Origin of the sequence: Actinomadura sp. CNU-125 (assembly GCF_001942465.1) — a bacterium.
Lineage (GTDB): Bacteria > Actinomycetota > Actinomycetes > Streptosporangiales > Streptosporangiaceae > Spirillospora.
Map to the genome: position 1 here is coordinate 1 of NZ_MKJY01000094.1, position 16,985 is coordinate 16,985.

Consider the following 16,985-nt stretch of genomic DNA (forward strand, 5'->3'; position numbering starts at 1 on the left):
TCCCGCTAGGCGAGGTCGGCGACGGCCTCGGCGGCGCGGTGGCAGTCGTGGAACGTGCAGTACAGCGGGACGGGCGCGAGCCGGACGACGTCGGGTCGCGCGCGTCCGCGACGACGCCGTGCGCCTCGGCGAGCCGCCGCACGAGCCCGCCCGCGTCCGCGACCCGCAGCGACAGCTGGGTGCCGCGCGCCGCCGGATCGGCCGGGGTGATCGGCCGCGCGCCGGGCGCGGACCCGAGCCTGGACGCGAGGTAGCCGGTGAGGCGCTCGCTCTTGGCGCGCAGCGCGTCCATCCCGACCCGGTCGAAGATCTCCAGCGACGCCAGGACGGGCGCGAGCGCGAGGATCGGCGGGTTCGACAGCTGCCACGCGTCGGCGGACGCGGGCGGCGCGATGTCGGGGTCCATCCGGAACCGGACGGACGGCTCGGTGCCCCACCAGCCGGACAGTTTCGGCACCGACGCGTCCCGGACGTGCCGTTCGTGGACGAAGCAGCCCGCGACCGCGCCCGGCCCCGCGTTGAGGTACTTGTAGGTGCACCAGGCGGCGAAGTCGACGTCCCAGTCGTGCAGCCGCAGCGGGACGTTCCCCGCGGCGTGCGCGAGGTCCCAGCCGACGACGGCGCCCGCCGCCCGTCCCGCCTTGGTGATCGCGGGCATGTCCATGAGCTGGCCGGTCAGGTAGTTGACGCCGCCGAGCATGACCAGCGCGACCGTGTCGCCCTCGCGTTCGAGAAATGCCAGGACGTCCTCGGTCCGCAGGTGCTCCTCGCCGTCGCGCGGCGCCAGCCGCACGACCGTCCGGGCCGGGTCGAGCCCGTGGTGGACGGCCTGGCTGGCGACCGCGTAGGAGTCGGACGGGAACGCGGCGTCCTCGATGACGATGCGGGTGCGGCGCCCGGACGGCCGGTAGAAGCTCGCCATCATCAGGTGCAGGTTCACCGTCAGCGAGTTCATCGCGACGACCTCGTGCGGGCGGGCGCGACGAGCCGGGCGGCGGGCCCGCGGAGCAGTTCGTGGTAGTCGACCCACGGGCGGCGGGCCCGCGTGTGCCCCTCGACGGCGAGCCGCGCCCAGTCGTCCAGTTCCTCGCGGAGCCGCCCCGCGACCGCCCGCGGCTGGAGGCCGAGCGAGTTGCCCGCGAAGTACGCGGCCTCCGCGTACGCCCCGCCGGGCGCGGGCGGGACGAGGAACTCGCCGCGCAGCGTGGGCAGCGGGTCCGCCTCGTCCAGCCGGCGTGCCTCGTGCTCGGCGCTCACGCCACGTCCTCCTCGATCCGCTCCTCGATCTCCTCGCCGGCCGCCGTCCCGGCGAGGGCGAAGAACTCCCGCGCGTTGCCGCCGAGCAGCCGCGCGCGGCCGGCGTCGTCGAGGCCGGGGCAGGCCCGGATCGTCGCGCCGGGGTCCTGCTCGCCGAGCGGGAACGGGTAGTCGGTGCCGAGCATGACCCGCTCCTCCCCCATCACGTCGACGAGGAGCCGGAGCGCGCGCGGGTCGAACACGGCGGAGTCGACGTGGAACCGGTCGGTGTACTCCGACGGGGGGCGCGGCGAGTCGGCGCGGACGATGTCGCGGCGATGCCACGCGTTGTCGGCGCGGCCCAGCAGGAACGCGAAGCTGCCGCCGCCGTGGCAGAAGCACAACCGCAGCGACTCGGGGATCCGCTCGAACGCGCCCGACAGCATCAGCCCGAGGATGCTGAGCTGCGTCTCGGCGGGCATTCCCGACAGCCACGGCAGCATGTGGCCGCGCATCCGGTCGGCGCCCAGCATGTCCCAGGGGTGCGCGAGGACCGGCAGGCCGAGGTCGGCGCAGTGCGCGAGGAACTCGACGACGCCGGGATCGTCCATGTTGCGGTCGCCGACGTGGTTGCCGATGTGGACGCCGCGATGCCCGGCGGCGGCCGCGCGCGTCGCGACCTTGCAGGCCAGCTCGGCGTCCTGCAGCGGGACCTGGCACAGCGGGAGCAGCCGGGCCGGGTCCTGCGCGCAGTAGCCGAGGATGCGGTCGTTGACGAGGTCGCACCAGTCGGCGGCGCGGGACGGGTCGGCGGCGTACCCGAACATCAGCGGGGTGGACGACACGGCCTGCGCGTCGACCCCGGCGGCGTCCATGTCGGCGAGCCGCCGCACCGGGTCCCACAGGCCCTCCTCGACGGGCCGGTACTCGCTGGAACCGCTCATCATCATGCCGGTGCCGTCGCCGTGGACGCGCAGCCACGGCTCGTCCTCGTCGGCGAGGACACGGCCGTCCGCGCGGCCGAGGCGGGGGAAGACGTGCGCGTGGACGTCGATGACGGTCACGGGGCCTCCATCAGGCGCGCGGCGCGCGGTCGGAATCGGTGGCGGGGGTCCCGGTGGTCGGGATCATGTGCTCGGGCCACTGCTCGCCCGGGTGGACGGCGCCGCAGTGCGGGCACGTGCGGTCGCCGCCGAGGAACCGGTCGAACGCGGGCGGCAGGTCGTCGACGATCGAGCGGACCTGCAGCTCGACGCGGTGCACCAGCCGGTGGCATTCGGTGCAGTACCACTCGAACGCCTCCTGCAGGCCCTCCGGGCGCGGAACCTCCACGACGAGGCCGATGGAGCCCGGCTCGGGACGCTGCGGGGAGTGCCGGACGTGCGGCGGCAGCAGGAACACGTCCCCCTCGCCGATCCGCACGTCGACGGGCGGGCGCCCCTCCTCCTCCATGACGCGCAGCACCATGTCGCCCTTGAGCTGGTAGAAGAACTCCTCGGTGGGGTCGTCGTGGAAGTCGGTCCGCTGGTTGGGGCCGCCGACGACCATGACGATCAGCCCGGCGTCGTCGAACACCTGCACGTTGCCGACCGGCGGCTTGAGCAGGTCGCGGTGCTCCTCGATCCACGCCTCGAAGTTGAACGGGCGCCCGAAGGTCAGCTGCGGAAGGGTCATGCTCCGGCCTCCTCGCCGGTCGTGGGGATGTGCGCGACGCACGCGATCTCGATCAGCAGATGCGGGTGCGGGAGCTGGTGGACGGCCACGGTGGTGCGGGCCGGGCCGGTCTCGTCGAAGTACTCGCCGTAGACCTCGTTGTAGCCGCCGAAGTCGTTCATGTTCACCAGGTAGGTGGTGACGTTGACGACGTCGGCGAGGCCGCCCCCTGCCGCCGCCAGCAGGTCGCGGATGTTCTCGATCACCGCGCGGGTCTGCTCGCGGACGTCCAGGTCGGTGACGCCCATCGGGTCGGCGGACGCGCCCGCGAACGTCCCGTCGGGCCGCCGCGAGCTCGTCCCGGACACGAACACCAGGTCGCCGGCCCGCTTGACGTGCGGGAACCGCCCGCGCGGCCGCGCCTTGCCGTCGACCATGATCGCGTCGCCGTTCGCCGCCGCCATCAGGTCGTCACCTCCACGCCGCCGAGCCCGGCGCCGGTGATGCGGACGTGCGCCCCGGCGGGCAGCGGGACGGCGGCCGTGGCGCGCTCGCGAGCACGATCCAGCCGGGTTCGAGCCGCACGCCCGCGTCGAGCGCGAGCCGGGCGGCGGCGCGCAGCGACCGGGCCGGGTCGCCGAGGATCGCGGCGGACGAACCGGTCTGCGCGGGCCGCCCGTCGATCTCCATGAGCAGCCCGACGTTGGACAGGTCGCGCGGCGCGTGCCAGGCCCCGAACCCGAACCGGGCCGCGGACGCGTTGTCGGCGATGACGTCCGGAAGGGTGAACCTGAACCCCTCGTAGCGCGAGTCGAGCACCTCGTAGCCGACGGCGACGCCCGCGACGCACGACTCCGCCTCGGCCGCCGAACGCACCTCGCGTCCGATCAGGTACACGATCTCCGGCTCGATGCGCGGGTGGATCAGCCCGGAGACGTCCACCCGCCCCTCGGCGAGCATCGCGTCGGTCAGCAGGCCCCAGATGACGTCGTCGACGCCCATCTGGACCATCTTCGCGCGGCTGGTGAAGCCCATCTTCACGCCCGCGAGGCGCTCCCCGCGCCGGGTGCGCCGCTCGATCACCTCGCGCTGCACGGCGTACGCGGCCGGGACGTCCAGGTCCGTCCGGTCGGTGAGCTTCGGGATCGCCCGGCGGTCCCGGACGGCCCCCTCCAGCGTCGTCGCGAGTTCCTGCACGTCGGCGGTCACCGGTCCTCCTTCCCGAAGGCGACGCGGACGTCGCCGAGCCCGTCGATGCGGGCCTCGAACACGTCGCCGGGCGCGGCGGGCACCACCGGCCCGAGCGCCCCGGTCAGCACGGTGTCGCCCGCGCGCAGCGGGCGGCCGGCGCGGACCATCGTGTCGGCGAGCCACAGCGCCGCGTTCAGCGGATGGCCGAGGCACGCGGCGCCCGTCCCCGTCGACAGCTGCTCGCCGCGCCGCTCCAGCACCGCCCCGCACAGCCGCAGGTCGACGTCGGCGAGCGCGACCGGCCGGTTCCCCAGCACGTACATGCCGGACGACGCGTTGTCGGCGATCGTGTCGGGCAGCGTGATGTCCCAGTCGCGGACGCGGCTGCCGACGACCTCGATCGCGGGCAGCGCGAACGCGGTCGCGCGGATCACGTCGGCGACCGTGTGCCGCTCGTGCGGCAGGTCGGCGGCCAGGACGAGCGCGACCTCGGCCTCCGCGCGCGGCTGCAGCACCGCGCCCGCCGGGATCTCTTCCCCGTCGGGGACGGCCATGTCGGCGAACAGCATCCCGAAGTCGGGGGTGCCGACGCCGAGCTGCTCCTGCACGGCCCGGGACGTCAGGCCGATCTTGCGGCCGACGAGCCGGTGCCCCTCGGCGAGCCGCCGCCCGGTGAGGCGTTCCTGCACGGCGTAGGCGTCCTCGGGGGTCGTGACGAGGTCGCGCACGGGCGCGCACGGCGTCCCGGACGCGCGGGCCGCCGCGAGCCGCTCGGCGGCGGCGTCGATGTTCGCCGTCACGCCGTCGTCCGCGGTCGCGCCGTCGTCCGCTGCCCCAGGGGTCGGTGTCACAGGGTTTCGTGTCACTGTCTCGCTCTCAGATCTGGATGCACACGTTGACCGGCTCGGAGAAGAAGTCCAGTGAGTACTCTCCCCCTTCGCGCCCGATTCCCGACGCCTTCACACCGCCGAACGGGGTGCGCAGATCCCGCAGGTTCCAGCAGTTCACCCAGACGATGCCCGTCTCGACGCGGGGCGCGACCCGGTGCGCCCGCGACAGGTCGCGCGTCCAGATCGTGGCGGCCAGCCCGTAGGGGCTGTCGTTGGCGAGGCGCAGCGCCTCGTCCTCGGAGTCGAACGGCGCGACGTGGCACACCGGCCCGAAGATCTCCTCCCGGACCGTCCGGGCGCTCTCCGGCAGGCCGGTCAGCACGGTGGGCTCGACGTAGAACCCGCCGTCGCGGTCGTCCCCGAAGCCCGGCGCGCCGCCCCCGGCGACGACCGTGGCGCCTTCCTCGCGGGCCAGCCGGTAGTAGCCCAGCACCTTGTCGCGGTGCCCGGCGGAGATCATCGGCCCGTAGCCGTCGAGGGCCCGCGCCTTCTCGCCCAGCCGCGCGACGAACTCGTCGAACACCGGGCGCTCCACGTAGACCCGTTCGGTGCACAGGCAGATCTGCCCGGAATGCGTGAAGGACGAGCGGACGGTGCCGTCCACCGCCGCGTCGAGATCGGCGTCGGCGAAGACCAGCGCGGGGTTCTTGCCGCCGAGCTCGAACGACACCGGCGTCACGTGGTCGGCCGCGTTGCGCATGATCGCGGCGCCCGTCGCGGACTCGCCGGTGAACGCGATGGCGTCCACGCCCGGATGTCCGGTGAGGAACGCGCCCGCCGCGTCCGTCCCGTGCCCGTGGACCAGGTTGAACGCGCCCGCCGGCAGCCCGGCGTCGTCGACGACCCGGGCGAGCAGCGTCGCGGTGGACGGCGTCTCCTCCGACGGCTTGACCACGACGGCGTTCCCGGCCGCGAGCGCGGGGGCGACCTTCCAGGTCAGCAGCAGCAGGGGCAGGTTCCACGGCGAGATGATCGCGACCACGCCGAGCGGGCGGCGGACCGTGTAGTTGAGGGCCCGGCCCGTCCCGCCGCTCCAGCCGGGGATCTGCGTCGTGTACGCCTGTTCGGGACGCCCGTAAAGCAGATCGGCGTACGCGCGGAAGTTGCCGATCGCCCTGGGAATGTCGACGGTCGCGGCCAGCTCGCGGGGCTTGCCGGTGTCGGCGACCTCGGCGTCGACGAACTCGTCGAACCGCGCCTCGATCCCGTCGGCGATCTTCCGCAGCGCGGCCGCGCGGTCCTCGGCACCGGTCGTCCCCCACGGTCCCCGCAGCGCCTCGCGGGCCGCGGCGACGGCCTCGTCCACGACCTCCCGCGGCGCCTCCGGGACGGCGCCGAGCTCGGAGCCGTCCGCGGGGGCGATCAGGGGGAAGGCCGGGCCGTCCGATCGGAACACCCCGCCGACATAGTGCTCGGCCTTCATCCGCCACCTCCCGTGCGATCACCCGTACGACTCGATCCTCGCCCGCTCCGCTATGCCGTGCAAATACCAATCTCCCGTCACGGCATACCGGATTTGTGATACCAAGTGGGCATGCGCGCCATCGACCTGCTCAACGGACGGCTCAAGCTGCGGCACCTGGTCCTCGTCGTCGCCATCGCGGAGCAGGGCAGCATCCTGCGCGCGGCCGAGAGCCTGCATCTCGCGCAACCCGCCGTGACCCGCAGCCTCCGCGAGGTCGAGAACATCCTCGGCGTCGAGCTGTTCGCCCGCGGCCCCCGGGGCGTCACGCCCACCCTGTTCGGCGACGCGTTCATCGAGCACGCCCGCGCCGTCCTCGCCGAGCTGCGCCGGGCGGGCGAGCGGATCAGCGGCCTCGCCGACGGCGAGGTCGGCACCGTCACGATCGGCACCCTGCTCGCGGGCTCGAACGTCCTGCTGCCCCGCGCGATCGCGGCGCTCAAGCGGAGCCGTCCGGGCATCACGGTGACCGTCCGGGAGGCCACGTTCGACGCGCAGGTCCCGCGCCTCCTCGACGGGGAGATCGATCTGATCCTCGGACGCCTCAACCCCATCGAGGAGCAGCCCGCCCTCCGGCAGATCACCCTCTACGGCGAGCCCGTCCGGCTCGTCGCGCGCCGCGACCACCCGGCCCGCGAACGTCCCGGCCTTTCCCTGTCGGCCCTGCTCGACTACCCGTGGGTGCTCCCCCTCGAACAGACCGCCCTGCGCGCCGAACTCGAACAGCTCTTCCGCGCCGAAGGGCTCGAACCGCCCGCGAACCTCGTCGAGTGCACCTCGGTGCTGACCGTCCGCACGCTCGTCCGCGACACCGACATGATCGCCGCACTGCCCGAACTGGTGGCCCGCACCGACGCCGAGCTCGCACCGCTGCCCGTCCCGCTGGAGACCGTGCGCCGCCAGGTCGGCGTCACCCTCCCCGCGCACCGCGCCCTCGCCCCGTCGGCCCGGCTGATGCTCGACCACCTGCGCCGCGAGGCCGCCGCGATCACCCCGTGACGGACCCGATCAGCTCCAGCAGCGTCCGGCTCGCCGCGGTCCGCGCGTCGGCCAGATCGAGGACGACGTCGAAGTGGTCGCGCCCCGGCACGACGAGCGGCTCGACGCCCCAGTGCCGCGCGAACCGCCGCGACTGCGCGAGGAACCCGTCGCCGTCGTGCTCGCCCGCGACGGCAGCGGGACAGCGGCGTCCCGCCGGGAGCAGCCCGGGGCTGAGCGCGGCCGCCTTCGGCACGTCGAGCTTCACGTACTCGTTCACGTAGACCCGCGTGATCGGCCGGAGGTCGAACAGCCCGCTGAACGGCATCGCCGCCTTGACCACGTCGCCGGGCAGCCCGAGCGGCTCCTGCCACCCGTCCACCATCGTCATCCCCGTCAGGTGCCCGCCCGCCGAACTGCCGCCGACGACGATCCGCTCCGGATCGAGCCCGTGCGCCCGCCCGTGCCGGTGCACCCACGCGATCGACGCCCGTACCTGCCGGACGATCTCGTCCAGTGCGGCCTCGGGAGCGAGCGTGTAGTCGGGCACCACCGTCGCGACGCCGTTCTCGTGCAGCATCCGCGCCATGAACGACGACTCGCGCCGCGACAGCGCCATCCAGTAGCCGCCGTGCACGAAGACGAAGGCGGGCCGCGGCGTCCCGTCCTCGACGCCCCACACGTCCAGCCGCTCGCCGCTCGCCTCGTCGTAGACGATCCCCGGGTGCCCCGGCAGCCCCGCCACCGCGTCGTCCGACATCGCCAGGTACCGGGCCATGTGCCGTTCGAACAGCTCGGGCCCCGCCTTCCGCCGCACGTTGTACGCGACGTCCAGCGCCTCGTCGTCGAGTTCCCGCCCGGGCCAGTCGTTGAGATCGTCCACGGACCCACCCTGCCGCGCAGGGGGATGCCGATCAAATACCTGTCGCCGTCCCCGGTATCACCGTTCGGATATGCGGCCGGATCGGCGGCTTCCCGTCGGGATCGAGACGATCCTCCCGATGAGCCCGGCCTGCCCCCGGGGCCCGGTGGCCCGGCGCGCACCGCCCACCGACCGGCCGTCCGGGCGGGTCAGGGGAGGCGGTGGCCGGAGACGAAGTCCCAGATCAGGGCGTTGGCGTCGATGTCGTAGGTGGTGCCGCCGAGGAACGCGCCGAGGAAGGGCGTGCCGCCGGGCCAGTTGTGCCCGCCGCCCTTGATCTCGTAGAGGGTCACGGGGCCGTCCGCCGGGCAGTCGGGATGGTCGTGGCGGACGACGGTGGTGTTGTCGTCGGGAGCGATGTCGGGCAGGTCCGTGGCCACGGACCTGGTGCCGCAGCCGTTGTTGCGCGTCCAGAAGTCGAGCGCGGGCCGCACCGTCGCGTACGGGACGAGCGGGTCGGCGTCGCCGTGGACGAGGACGATCGGGACGTGCCGTCCGGGATGGCACGCGGCGGGGTCGTTGAGCTGTCCGGCGACCGGGACGTAGGCGGCGAAGCGATCGTTCTCGCAGGCCATTTTGCTGGTGAAGAAGCCGCCGTTGCTCATGCCGGAGGCGTACAGGCGCGCGGGGTCGGCGTTGAACCGGTCGACGAGGACGTCCTGGAGCCGCCGCACGAAGCCGGGGTCGTCGACGTCGGGGCCGGGCGTGCCGCCCAGGACGCCCTGCCAGCCGACGCCGTGGTGCTCGGGGGTGACCATGATGAAACCGCGGGTCTGGGCGTAGTCGGCCATGCGGCCGTAGAACTCGGCGATGCCGGGTGTCTCGAACAGGCCGGGGAAGTGGAACAGCGCCGGCCTCGGGGTTCCGTCGTAGTCGTCGGGCAGGCGGAGGATCGCGTTGCGGGCCTGCCCGGCGTGGGTGAAGCGGACGGCGTGGTTTCCCGGGTCGGGACGACGGTCCCGGATCGTGAACGAGACCCGCCGGTCGGAGGACGTGCCGCCGTGCCGGACGGTGCCGGTCCCCTCCCACCGCACCGTCGCCGTCCCCGGAACCGTGATCCCGCCGTCGACGTCGGCGGAGATCTCCACGCCCGCGCCGGGGTCGGCGAAGGTGAACTCGCCCTTCAGGGAGAAGAAGTTCTTGGCGATCTCGAAAGAGATGTTCGCGGTGCCGCCCGCGGCGCCCGGGAGCGTCCCGGTCCCCTCGATCCTGTCGGTCTCGTAGGTCGCGACGTTGTCGAGGACGGCGATACCGCCGGACGACAGGTCGGCGGTCAGCGAGTAGGCCGGGGAACCGTCCACGGTGACGGTGATGCGGTCCTGGTCGGGCGAAGCGGCGTCCGCGGTCGCGGCCGGGACGGCGGCGAAGGCCGAGCCGACGAGGAGCGCTGCGGCGAGGCCGCGCCGGGACCGGGGGGCGAAGAGCCTCACGGCGTCTCCTTCCGAGCCGTGCCATCGGGCACATCGGGGGAACTCGCGCCACCGTAGCCCCGTCCGCATCCGCGGCCAACGCACGCGAACAACACTTCTTCGCGCAGTTTTTAGCTGTTCCGGACGAACACGGCAGATAAGCCGAGGCAGGGCATCTCGCTGGCGACTCTGCTGCTCTCGCATTGCGAGAACTTTCTTACCGGGCCTTGGAAGCAGCAACGTCCAAGCCCGGTACGTCCGGCCGTCCGATCAGCCGCGCTCTCGCGAGGTCAGTTCCGGCTCAGCTCGATGACCTTGAGGTTCGGGGCGTTCTCGATCTCGTCGGCGCAGAATCGTTCGGTGACCCAGCGCTTCTTGGAGAACAGCTTCGTCTGGTCCGCGTAGTGCGGGGACGTGGGGTCCGTCGACTGCGAGTAGGTGAGGAGGGTGCGGGTGTCGGGGCAGGACGACCCGTCGAACGACACCACCTGGACGTAACTGGAGCCGTGCCGGACCTCGGTGTAGCCCTCGCCGGGCGTCCAGACGGCCTCGATCTTGTTGAGCAAGCCGAGCGCCTCGGTCCCGCCGCCGATGGGGATGCGTTCGCCGTTGCGGGTGACGTACTGGTGGTCGCCGAGCGGCGCGTCCAGGGGGATGCCGGACGACTTCAGTTCGGCGACCGCGTCGACGAGCGCCTTCCGGGCCGCCCACGAGCCGGTGTTGAAGTCGCGCGGGGTGTCGACCGGGTCGGCGGCGTCGAAGGGGGTCTTCCACAGGTCCCACGCCGCGGTGGCCTTGCGCCAGTAGCGGTCGAACAGCAGGGCGCCGCGGCTGCCGGTGTCGGCGGTCTCGTCCCATTCCGCGAGAACGTCGCAGGGGTCGCCGAGGCGCATGTCGCGGCACATCTTCACGGTGCCCTCGACGGCCAGTTCGCCCGCGTGGTTCCGGTTCGCGAAGACGAGGTCCTGCATGTCGGCGCGGGTGAACCTGCTCTCGTCCAGCTGGTCCCGGACGCGACGAGGCCGCTGCGGGTGCGCAGGCTCCGTTCGGTCCCCTCGTCACCGATGATCCGGGGGTATCCGGTAAGCGGCTTCTCCGGGTTGGAGAGCCAGTGGCTGTCATTCGAGTTCGTGACGTAGTCGGAACGGCCGAGGACCGGATACAGGTCCGGGTTCAGAATGCCGGACTGCAGGGTTCCAGGCGCCTTGCCGGGGGCGCAGTCCGAGCGGGTGCCGTCCAGGACCGCGATACCGCCCATCCGGTACATCAGGTGCCCCAGGACGCTGTTGCAGCGGTCCGCGAAATCGTCGGTGACGTTGGGCAGGACCTGGATCTGCGCGTAGAGGGCCTCGCCCCGGGAGTCGGCGGCGATGGTGTTCACCCAGGGCAGGCCCTGGGTCCGCTTGAGCGCCTGTACGGCTTCGTCGGTGGTGTCCGCCTTGCCCAAGGCGAGGGACGTGTTCAGCAGCCGGACGTTCCGCGCGTTCGGGTCGGTGATCGCGTAGGCGTTCCACCCGGTCCAGGGCAGGTCGAGGGACGACACGCCCGTGACGATCGGGCCGTAACGGGTGTTCCACCGCGTGCGGGTCACCGGCTTCACCGAGCCGTCCGGCTGCTTGACCCGGACGGTCACGTCGCGCTTCGTCATCTTCTCGACGCGGCCGTCGACGAAGTACGAGGTGGGGTCGCCGGGGACGAGCCGCAGTTCGGTGAGCGTGAACGGGATGCCCGTCGCGACGGTGTGGCTCCACGCGAAGGTGTCGTTGTGCCCGATGTTGACGATGGCCGAGCCGAGGAGCCCGGCGCCGCTGACGTTCAGCTCGCCGGGGATCGTCTGCTGCACCTGCCAGAAGCGGCGGCCGCCCTGCCACGGATAGTGCGGGTTCCCGAGCAGGATGCCGCGCCCGCTCGCGGTGGCGTCGGCGCCCGCGGCGACGGCGTTGCTGCCCATGTCCGTCTGCGCCATGAGGTTCCGGACGGCCTCGGCGACGTCCGTCCGGGACGGTTCCGCGGCCTTCGGGGCGTTCGCTCCGGGCGGTGCCGCGCCGACGATCTCGTCGGTGACCATGCCGGAGCCGCCGAGCATCGCCAGGGCGTAGGCGCGCCGGTAGACGTCCTTCTCGGTGATGGGCCTCAGCCAGGCGGCGTCCTTGCAGGCCGGGTCGGTGATCTTCCCTTCGCGCAGGTACCGGTTGTACCCGGCGGCCCAGCCGCGGCCGAGAGCGCGGATGTCGTCGGACGGCCCGTGCGGCGCGGGCCGGGCGACGAGCTGCTCGACGATGCCGCTCTCGTTGATACCCGTGAAGAAGACGTCGCTGGCGAGGTTCGTGGACGCCGACGACAGGGAGCCGTCGGGTCTGCCGTTGGGGCCGAAGTACCTGGAGCGCTCGCCGCCGAGGGTGACGACGCCGTCGGCCAGCAGGCAGATGTTGTCCTTCGCGGCGGCGTAGCCGGTCCCGTAGCCGAGTCCCTCGTAGTCGTCGGCGATGACGTGCGGGATGCCGTACTCGGTGTACCGGATCGTGGCCGACGGCCCGTCGTGGGCGTCGGCGGAGGCGGGGACGGGCGCGAGGACGGCGGCCGTGAGCAGGACGGCGGCCGCCGCACGGGGGGCGATGCGCGGCATCGGGGCTCCTTGATCACTTAAGGCCCCGCAAACGTGACACAGGAAGTGATCTCTGGCAAGACCTCAGGGCGCGAGCGCCGGCAGCTCCGCCGCGTGGACGGCCAGGTAGGCGGCGAGCGGTTCGGGGATGAGCGCGACGGACGCGAGCGCGACGGGCGTGCAGGGGACGCGGTCGACGTCGTAGCGGCCGTTGGACGGGTCGTCGAACTCGGGCCCGTGGCGGCGGGAGAGGTCCATCGCGTGCAGGCGGCACACGTAGAAGGTCTGGACGCGGCGCAGGGCGGGTTCCTGTTCGTCGCAGCCGAACACCTCGCGGAGCGGGCCCGCGACCGCGCCGAGCTCCTCGTCGAGTTCGCGGCGGAGCGCGGCCTCGTGGTCGGCGTCGTCCGGCTCGATCTTCCCGCCCGGGGTCGTCCAGTAGACGGGACGGTCCGGGCGGGTGCGGCGCAGCAGGACCAGGTCGTCGCCGTCCAGCAGCAGCGCCCGGACGGCACGGCGCACGCGGACGCCCGCGTTCGCTTCGCTCCGCTCCCCGCGTCCGGTCACGCGTTCAGATACGCGAGGACGGCGAGCACGCGGCGGTGGCCGCTGTCGGTGGGCGGCAGGCCGAGCTTGGCGAACACGGCGCCGATGTGCTTGCTGACCGACCGTTCGGTGATCACCAGCGTGGCGGCGATGGTGCCGTTGTCGAGGCCCTGCGCCATCAGCCCGAGGACCTCGCGCTCGCGGGGGGTGAGCGCCGACAGCGGGTCCTGCCGGGCGGTCATCAGCTGGGAGACGACCTCCGGGTCGAGGGCGGTGCCGCCCGCGGCGACGCGCGACAGCGCGTCCAGGAACTCGTCGACGCGGCTCACCCGGTCCTTGAGCAGGTAGCCGACGCCCTCGGCGCCCCCGGCGAGCAGCTCGGCCGCGTAGGTCTCCTCGACGTACTGCGACAGGACGAGCAGCGGCAGGCCGGGCAGCCGCCTGCGGGCCTCGACGGCGGCGCGCAGGCCCTCGTCCTTGAAGCCCGGCGGCAGCCGGACGTCCAGGACGGCCGCGTCCGGCCGGTGCTCCAGCAGGGCGGGCAGGACGTCGGGGCCGGTGTCGGCGACGGCGACGACCTCGTGCCCGTCCGAGGTCAGCAGCAGCACAAGCCCTTCGCGCAGCAGGACGTTGTCCTCCGCGATCACGATCCGCACGGCAGGTCCACGTCGAGGGTCGTCCCTTCTCCGTCGGGGCTGTGCACGCGGACGGCGCCGTCGAGCGCGGCGACCCGGCGGCGGATGCCCGCCAGGCCGGTGCCGCGCGCGGGATCGGCGCCGCCCTTGCCATCATCCCGCACGGAGATCACCATCCGGTCCGCGTCGCGGCGGACGGTGACGCGGGCGCGCCGGGCGCCGCTGTGCCTGGCGACGTTCGAGGGCCTCGGCGACGACGAAGTAGGCGGCCGCCTCGACGGCCGCGGGGGCGGCGGCGTCCGCGGCCGAGACGTCCATCTCGATCGGGATCGGCTGCCCGCCCGCGAGCGCCCGCAGCGCGCCGCCGAGCCCGCGGTCCGACAGGATCGGCGGGTAGATGCCGCGGACCACCGAGCGGAGCTGGGTGAGGGCCTCCTCCAGGCCCTCGCGGGCCTCCAGGAACAGGGCGCGGGCCGCGTCGGGGTCGGCGTCGAAGCGGCGGTCGGCGAGGCCGAGGCGGAGCGCGGCGGCGACGAGTTGCGCCTGCGTCCCGTCGTGCAGGTCACGCTCGATGCGGCGCAGTTCGGCGCGTGGGCCTCCAGCGCGCCCGCGCGGGTCTCGGTCAGTTCCTCGACCCGCTCGGTGAGGGCCGTGCGGCGGGTGGGCCGCAGCAGCGTCTCGGCGAGTTCGGCCTGCCACCGCACCGCCCGCGGGACGACCCACAGCAGCAGGAACAGGTAAAGGGCGGCCTGCACGAAGGGCAGGGTCAGCGCCTTCGGCCAGGAGTCGATCGGGACGAACGCCGACTGCGAGCCCGCGGGCACCGCCCACCACCAGAACGGCAGCGAGAACGAGGCCAGGGTCCCGGGCCAGAGCCCGATCGCCAGCACGCCCGCGAGCACGCCGGTGGTCCCGTGCGCGGCCAGCCACGCGACGTCCCGCCACAGGTCCGCCGAGCGCAGCAGTTCCAGCCCCCGCCGGACGGACGGGCCGCCCGCCGGCCGGTACGGTTCGGGGATCTCGCGGCCCAGCCGGCGTCCGGCCCGGCGCCGCTCCGCGTTCGCCAGCGCGCGCAGCGGCCCCGTCAGCCGCGGCAGCCACGGCAGCGTGACCGGCACCAGCGCGAGGACGAGCAGCGCGAGCGGCAGCCCCAGCAGCGCGGGCACGGCCGTCCGCAGCGCGATCGCGAGGCGGACCGTCCCGTCCGCGCTCCTTCTCAGTAGCCCGTTCATGTCACCTCGTGCCTCACCGTAAGCGACCGGGAGGCGCCGCGCACCGGGGCGTGCCCCCAGACCGTGGTGTAGCCCGCTACACCACGAAGTGTGTATCTGGCGTCGATGTGGCCGGACCCCTCCGAAACCTAGCTTCGAACAGGTGAAACGAAGCTTGCGACGGAGGAGATCATGACGGCGATGACGGCCGGGACCACCGCGGCGGCGGTCCGCACGGAGTCGGTGCACACGGAGTCGGTGCGCTTGGAGTCGGTGACCAAGAGCTACGGCGATGTGCGTGCCCTGGACGAGGTCTCCTGGACGTTCGAGCGCGGCGGCTTCACGGCCGTGATGGGGCCGTCCGGGTCGGGCAAGAGCACGTTCCTGCACTGCGCGTCCGGGCTCGACCGGCCCACGTCCGGCACCGTCCGGGTGGGCGGCGTCGATCTCGGCGCGCTCCGGGAGGCGAAGCGGACGCGGCTGCGGCGGGAGCGGATCGGGTTCGTGTTCCAGTCGTTCAACCTGGTCCCGTCGATGGACGTCGAGCAGAACATCGCGCTGCCGCTGCTGCTCGGCGGCACCGAACCCGACGCGGACCGGCTGGCCGAGGTCGTCCGGCGGGTGGGGCTGGCGGACCGGCTGCGGCACCGTCCGGCGGAGCTTTCGGGCGGCCAGCAGCAGCGCGCCGCGATCGCCCGCGCGCTGATCACCCGTCCGGAGGTGGTGTTCGCCGACGAGCCGACGGCGGCGCTGGACCCGCGGACGGCCCGTGACGTCCTGCGGCTGCTGCGCGAGGCCGCCGACGCGACCGGGCAGACGATCGTCCTGGTCACGCACGACCCGGTGGCGGCCGCGTGGGCCGACTCGGTGGTGTTCCTCAGCGGCGGGCGGATCGTGGACGAGCTGGCAGCGCCGACCGTCCCCGCCGTCATGTCCCGCTGGGAGTCGCTGTGAACCTCGCGCGCACGAACCGGGGGGCCTTCGCGGGGGTGTTCGCGGCACTGCTGTTCGCCGCCGCGCTCGTCGGCGCCTGCGGGGTGGTGGTGGAGACGGCGCTGCGCGCCCACGCGCCGGTGGAACGGTACGCGGGGGCCGCGGCCGTGGTGACCGGGCCGCGCGACGTGGAAGCGCGCGTGGACCGGCTCGGGGAACCGCCCGCGGCGGCGAGCCGGCCGGTGGCCGAGCGGGCCCGCGTCCCGCTGTCCGCCGCCGCGAAGCTGCGGGTGGTCCCGGGCGTCCGGGAGGTGGTCGCGGACGTGTCGTTCCCCGGTGGCCGGCGCGGACGGCCGGGCGTTCACCGGGCACGGCTGGGAGTCGGCGACCCTCGACGGCGTCGGACCGGAGACGGGACGGGCGCCGCGCGCGGCCGACGAGATCGAGCTCCGGCCGGGACGCCGGGGCGCGGGTCGGCGAGACGGTCCGGCTGCAGGCCGGCGCGGAGCCGCGGCCGTTCCGCGTGGTGGGCCTGGCCCCGTCCGGGACGGTGTACTTCGCGCCCGCGACGGCCGCCGCCCTGTACGCGCATCCGGGCAAGGCCGACGCCCTCGCGGTGCTCACCGACGAGAACCCCACCGACGGACGCCCCGACGGGGGCCTCGACGCGGACGCGCTGCGCGCGGCCGTCCCCGAGCTCGACGTCGCCACCGGAGACGCGCGCGGCGACGTCGAGGACCCGTCGGTGGCCGCCGCGCGGTTCGATCTCTTCGAGCTCGGCATGGCCGTCGGCATCGTCGCGATCATGACGGCGCTGGTGATCGTCGGGGGGCTGATCACGCTGTCGGTCCGGGAGCGGTCCCGCGAGCTGGCGCTGCTGCGCGCGGTCGGCGCGACGCCCGGCCAGGTCCGCGCCGACCTGCTGCGCGAGACGGCGCGGGCCGGGGTCCCGGCCGCGCTGATCGGCGGGATCCTGTCGCTGGGCCTCGGCGCCGGGATGCTCGCCGCGATGAGGTCCGCGGGCGTGCTCCCGGCGGGGCTCGGGGCGTCGCTCGGCCCGCTGCCGGTACTGGCCGCGTTCGCGGTCACGATGCTCGCCGCCGTCGTCACCGCGCTCCTGGCGTCCCTGCGGGCGACGCGGATCCATCCCGTGGAGGCGCTCGGCGGCGCGGCCGCCGAGCCCGCCGGGCTGCCCCGCTGGCGTCTCGTCACGGGGCTGGTGTTCCTGGCCCTCGGGGTGACGCCCTCGGGGCCTCGCTCACGGCGAACGGGGCGACGGCGGCGTCGTCGGCGGGCGGGCTGGTCCTCGCGCTG

General features: G+C 73.8%; 18 protein-coding genes and 1 pseudogene. 3 read left to right on the forward strand and 16 right to left on the reverse strand.

From position 1 onward, the window contains the following. The 8 genes from kynU to BJF79_RS12430 form a co-directional block, all read right to left on the reverse strand. A partial coding sequence (gene kynU / locus BJF79_RS12400) for a kynureninase (RefSeq protein WP_262401916.1) occupies positions 1-955 on the reverse strand: 955 nt, incomplete at its 3' end. Then, positions 952-1,257 (reverse strand): hypothetical protein, encoded by a 306-nt coding sequence (locus BJF79_RS59585; protein ID WP_262401917.1) that lies wholly within the window; start codon positions 1,255-1,257, stop codon positions 952-954. The genes kynU and BJF79_RS59585, both read right to left, overlap by 4 nt. Continuing rightward, positions 1,254-2,300, reverse strand: a complete 1,047-nt coding sequence (locus BJF79_RS12405) for an amidohydrolase family protein (protein ID WP_075897216.1) — start codon at positions 2,298-2,300, stop codon at positions 1,254-1,256. The genes BJF79_RS59585 and BJF79_RS12405 overlap by 4 nt, the downstream gene beginning before the upstream one ends. A 10-nt stretch (positions 2,301-2,310) precedes the next feature. Beyond that, the gene (locus BJF79_RS12410) at positions 2,311-2,910 is read right to left on the reverse strand and encodes a 3-hydroxyanthranilate 3,4-dioxygenase (protein WP_187356992.1); all 600 of its coding nucleotides are present in this window, start codon (positions 2,908-2,910) and stop codon (positions 2,311-2,313) included. Further along, a complete protein-coding gene (locus BJF79_RS12415; protein WP_075897218.1) occupies positions 2,907-3,353 on the reverse strand; it encodes a RidA family protein in 447 nt (148 codons plus the stop codon). The genes BJF79_RS12410 and BJF79_RS12415 overlap by 4 nt, the downstream gene beginning before the upstream one ends. A 7-nt stretch (positions 3,354-3,360) precedes the next feature. After that, positions 3,361-4,098, reverse strand: a complete 738-nt coding sequence (locus BJF79_RS12420) for a 2-keto-4-pentenoate hydratase (RefSeq protein WP_262401918.1) — start codon at positions 4,096-4,098, stop codon at positions 3,361-3,363. Then, the gene (locus BJF79_RS12425) at positions 4,095-4,880 is read right to left on the reverse strand and encodes a 2-keto-4-pentenoate hydratase (protein WP_075897220.1); all 786 of its coding nucleotides are present in this window, start codon (positions 4,878-4,880) and stop codon (positions 4,095-4,097) included. The genes BJF79_RS12420 and BJF79_RS12425 overlap by 4 nt, the downstream gene beginning before the upstream one ends. Positions 4,881-4,956: 76 nt before the next feature. After that, positions 4,957-6,393 carry a 2-hydroxymuconic semialdehyde dehydrogenase gene (locus tag BJF79_RS12430; RefSeq protein WP_075897222.1) on the reverse strand — a complete coding sequence of 479 codons (1,437 nt, stop codon included), beginning with the start codon at positions 6,391-6,393 and terminating at the stop codon, positions 4,957-4,959. Between the two features lie 111 nt (positions 6,394-6,504). Here BJF79_RS12430 and BJF79_RS12435 point away from each other — a divergent pair, with 111 nt between their 5' ends. Then, positions 6,505-7,431, forward strand: coding sequence for a LysR substrate-binding domain-containing protein (locus BJF79_RS12435; protein ID WP_075897224.1), 927 nt, complete (start codon positions 6,505-6,507; stop codon positions 7,429-7,431). Here the strand turns inward: BJF79_RS12435 and BJF79_RS12440 are convergent. From BJF79_RS12440 to BJF79_RS66775, 8 genes and pseudogenes are all read right to left on the reverse strand, one after another. Continuing rightward, positions 7,421-8,293, reverse strand: a complete 873-nt coding sequence (locus tag BJF79_RS12440) for an alpha/beta hydrolase (RefSeq protein ID WP_075897226.1) — start codon at positions 8,291-8,293, stop codon at positions 7,421-7,423. The genes BJF79_RS12435 and BJF79_RS12440 overlap by 11 nt on opposite strands. Before the next feature lie 188 nt (positions 8,294-8,481). Further along, positions 8,482-9,762, reverse strand: coding sequence for an alpha/beta hydrolase family esterase (locus BJF79_RS12445; RefSeq protein ID WP_075897228.1), 1,281 nt, complete (start codon positions 9,760-9,762; stop codon positions 8,482-8,484). Positions 9,763-10,031: 269 nt separating this feature from the next. After that, positions 10,032-10,712, reverse strand: coding sequence for a penicillin acylase family protein (locus tag BJF79_RS59590; RefSeq protein WP_410050076.1), 681 nt, complete (start codon positions 10,710-10,712; stop codon positions 10,032-10,034). Next, positions 10,649-12,367 carry a penicillin acylase family protein gene (locus tag BJF79_RS12450; RefSeq protein ID WP_262401919.1) on the reverse strand — a complete coding sequence of 573 codons (1,719 nt, stop codon included), beginning with the start codon at positions 12,365-12,367 and terminating at the stop codon, positions 10,649-10,651. Before BJF79_RS12450 ends, BJF79_RS59590 begins: the two co-directional genes overlap by 64 nt. A gap of 63 nt (positions 12,368-12,430) precedes the next feature. Continuing rightward, positions 12,431-12,913: an NUDIX domain-containing protein gene (locus tag BJF79_RS12455; RefSeq protein ID WP_075897230.1), complete on the reverse strand. Its 483-nt coding sequence runs from the start codon at positions 12,911-12,913 to the stop codon at positions 12,431-12,433. Beyond that, entirely contained in the window at positions 12,910-13,548 is a 639-nt protein-coding gene (locus BJF79_RS12460; protein WP_075897232.1) for a LuxR C-terminal-related transcriptional regulator, read from the reverse strand. The genes BJF79_RS12455 and BJF79_RS12460 overlap by 4 nt, the downstream gene beginning before the upstream one ends. Positions 13,549-13,680: 132 nt before the next feature. Further along, positions 13,681-14,250, reverse strand: coding sequence for a sensor histidine kinase (locus BJF79_RS66770; RefSeq protein WP_410050077.1), 570 nt, complete (start codon positions 14,248-14,250; stop codon positions 13,681-13,683). Continuing rightward, a pseudogene (locus BJF79_RS66775) lies at positions 14,208-14,759 on the reverse strand (sensor domain-containing protein); the annotation flags it as partial. The gene BJF79_RS66770 and the pseudogene BJF79_RS66775, both read right to left, overlap by 43 nt. A gap of 180 nt (positions 14,760-14,939) precedes the next feature. On the opposite strand from BJF79_RS66775, the gene BJF79_RS12470 reads away from it, so the two are divergent. Continuing rightward, the gene (locus BJF79_RS12470; RefSeq protein ID WP_143219869.1) at positions 14,940-15,692 is read left to right on the forward strand and encodes an ABC transporter ATP-binding protein; all 753 of its coding nucleotides are present in this window, start codon (positions 14,940-14,942) and stop codon (positions 15,690-15,692) included. Positions 15,693-16,194: 502 nt separating this feature from the next. Beyond that, positions 16,195-16,985 (forward strand): ABC transporter permease (locus BJF79_RS12475; RefSeq protein ID WP_143219866.1); only part of this gene is annotated, 791 nt, incomplete at its 3' end.

Excerpts from the sequence above, each read along its gene's own strand:
- BJF79_RS12410 (WP_187356992.1), bottom strand. The coding sequence starts at position 2,910 with ATGACCCTTCCGCAGCTGACCTTCGGGCGCCCGTTCAACTTCGAGGCG.
- BJF79_RS12415 (WP_075897218.1), bottom strand. The coding sequence starts at position 3,353 with ATGGCGGCGGCGAACGGCGACGCGATCATGGTCGACGGCAAGGCGCGG.
- BJF79_RS12430 (WP_075897222.1), bottom strand. The coding sequence starts at position 6,393 with ATGAAGGCCGAGCACTATGTCGGCGGGGTGTTCCGATCGGACGGCCCG.
- BJF79_RS12435 (WP_075897224.1), top strand. The coding sequence starts at position 6,505 with ATGCGCGCCATCGACCTGCTCAACGGACGGCTCAAGCTGCGGCACCTG.
- BJF79_RS59590 (WP_410050076.1), bottom strand. The coding sequence starts at position 10,712 with ATGCAGGACCTCGTCTTCGCGAACCGGAACCACGCGGGCGAACTGGCC.
- BJF79_RS12450 (WP_262401919.1), bottom strand. The coding sequence starts at position 12,367 with ATGCCGCGCATCGCCCCCCGTGCGGCGGCCGCCGTCCTGCTCACGGCC.
- BJF79_RS12470 (WP_143219869.1), top strand. The coding sequence starts at position 14,940 with ATGACGGCCGGGACCACCGCGGCGGCGGTCCGCACGGAGTCGGTGCAC.